General features: G+C 35.8%; 2 protein-coding genes. Both read left to right on the forward strand.

What is annotated here, in order from left to right; all coding sequences use genetic code 11:
• Positions 1–283: 283 nt before the first annotated feature.
• Positions 284–826 (forward strand): NADAR family protein, encoded by a 543-nt coding sequence (locus AB204_RS20200; protein WP_047965177.1) that lies wholly within the window; start codon positions 284–286, stop codon positions 824–826.
• Between the two features lie 272 nt (positions 827–1,098).
• Positions 1,099–1,860, forward strand: a complete 762-nt coding sequence (locus AB204_RS20205) for a thioesterase II family protein (protein ID WP_047965178.1) — start codon at positions 1,099–1,101, stop codon at positions 1,858–1,860.
• Positions 1,861–2,106 lie beyond the last annotated feature (246 nt).

Raw genomic sequence — 2,106 nt, forward strand, 5'->3', positions numbered from 1 at the left:
CTTTAATCACTGTCGATTTGGTGGGATTGGTTGCCGTTTTTGTTATTGGGCGAAGAGCAAATATTAAATGATTTCAAGATAATATGATAAGTTATTCAGAGAACATGTAATTATTTTTATTTGCCATTTTTTATGTTTGTTACTTTTATTCAAACTTATATTTGAGGTTCTTATTCTATATCAATAAAACTGCTGGGATATTCATCGACAAATATAAAAAAAATTGTATGATAGGAGCGTATTTATGCATTTAAGCTAAATTAGCGTTTTATAGAGAGTTAATATGGATATTAAAACACTATGTGATTTATACCAATCAGGAAAAAAGCTGAAATATCTTTTTTTCTGGGGGCATAAAGCCAATCATACCAACCACATAACCAAGTCTTGTTTAAGCCAGTGGTATCCAGTTCAATTTACTGTTAATGATGTAAAATATGCAAGTGCGGAGCACTATATGATGGCGGGGAAAGCTCGCTTGTTTAATGATCTCGACGCTCTGGAAAAAATTATCAATGCTAAAAATCCAGGCGCCGCGAAAGCATATGGCCGAGAGATACGTGGTTTTAACCAATCGATTTGGGATGAACATCGATTGAAAATAGTGATTGAGGGTAATCTGGCAAAATTTTCCCAGAATAAACCACTGGCAGAGTTTTTATTAAATACTGGGGATAAGATATTAGTTGAGGCTAGCCCTGTTGACCGTATCTGGGGGATCGGTCTGGCAGAAGATTTTCCCAATATACAGAATCCCTTGACGTGGGATGGTCTGAATTTATTAGGATTTGCGTTGATAGCTGTACGCGAAAAATTGAAAGCATAAGATAAACGGTAGAGTCCAACTGGATGGGCTCTATCCTTTATATCTTTCAGTCTGATTTTTTCCTTTAACTTCAGCTAAATGGTGCTTGTTCTCTTAGAAACTCCCTCATTGGCTGTTGTGTTGTGATTTTATATCTAATTAATAATTGTCATTTAATCAATCTATTCTGTTATAGAAAAATAAACCAATAGTTATTATTCTGTGTTTAATGAGTATCTTTTATTTTATCTTCTTTTGAAACGCCCCATTTATACAACTAGAGGAACTTGATTTTGTTTAATTCAGTTTTATTTCCTGTGATTAAAAGACCTGAAGCTGGAATGCAGTTGATATTTCTACACCATGCCGGAGGCTCTTGTTTTTCTTATGTGGAATTGGCTCGCAAATTGCCGGAATTTATTGAGGTCTATTGTCTTGAGCTTGCAGGTAGAGGAACTCGTACTTCTGTGTCTTTTCAAACAGATGCTGAAAGTGTACTGTCCGATATCCTTGCTGCGGTAAAGAATTTGAGGTTAGGAGAGGATAAACCTTTACTTTTATTCGGACACAGTATGGGAGCAGAACTTGCCTATCAACTTGCTTATAGGCTTGAAAATGAAGCGCCTGAAAGAAAGTTAGCTCTTGTGATTTCAGCCCGGGGCTGTGCTGATCCTGCGGATTTGAAAAATAAGCCACATGAGGAATATTCTGATAATTATGTATTGAACATACTTGAACAATGTGGGGGAACGCCTTCAGACGTCTTAGTTAATCCTGAATTACGTAGCTACATAATTGAAACAATGAGAAATGATCTGATTTTACTGGATTCTTTGTCTAAATTTCCCAAAGTAAAACTAAATGCTCAAATTTACGTCATAGGAGGTCGTCAAGATAAAAGAGTGCCTGTTTCTCGATTAGCGGAATGGGAGCGGGTACTGCCTGCGCCAATAAAGCAACAGGTTTTTACGGGAGGGCATTTTTATTTGTTTAATAATGATGAAGTGATCTCTTGGCTTGAAAAACAAGCCAGAGAGCTGGTAAGGCAAAATTAGGCTTATTATTTCTGATATTGTCTTAGGGATATTATTTAACTAATTGATATTTATGGTTTATTTTGTTATTCCAAACAAGGAGGTTGTCACAATGCCAAGGTTAAAACAGTCAATTTATTAGTCAAGTTTATCGTATTGAATATTAGTGTTTTTGGTACAAAGGTTTTTAATTTTATATGGTCAACTATATGAACGCATCCCGTTTGCAAGACAAAAATCATGTTGACATCGACGGTAGGTTGCAGC

This window comes from Xenorhabdus khoisanae (assembly GCF_001037465.1).
GTDB classification, from domain to species: domain Bacteria; phylum Pseudomonadota; class Gammaproteobacteria; order Enterobacterales; family Enterobacteriaceae; genus Xenorhabdus; species Xenorhabdus khoisanae.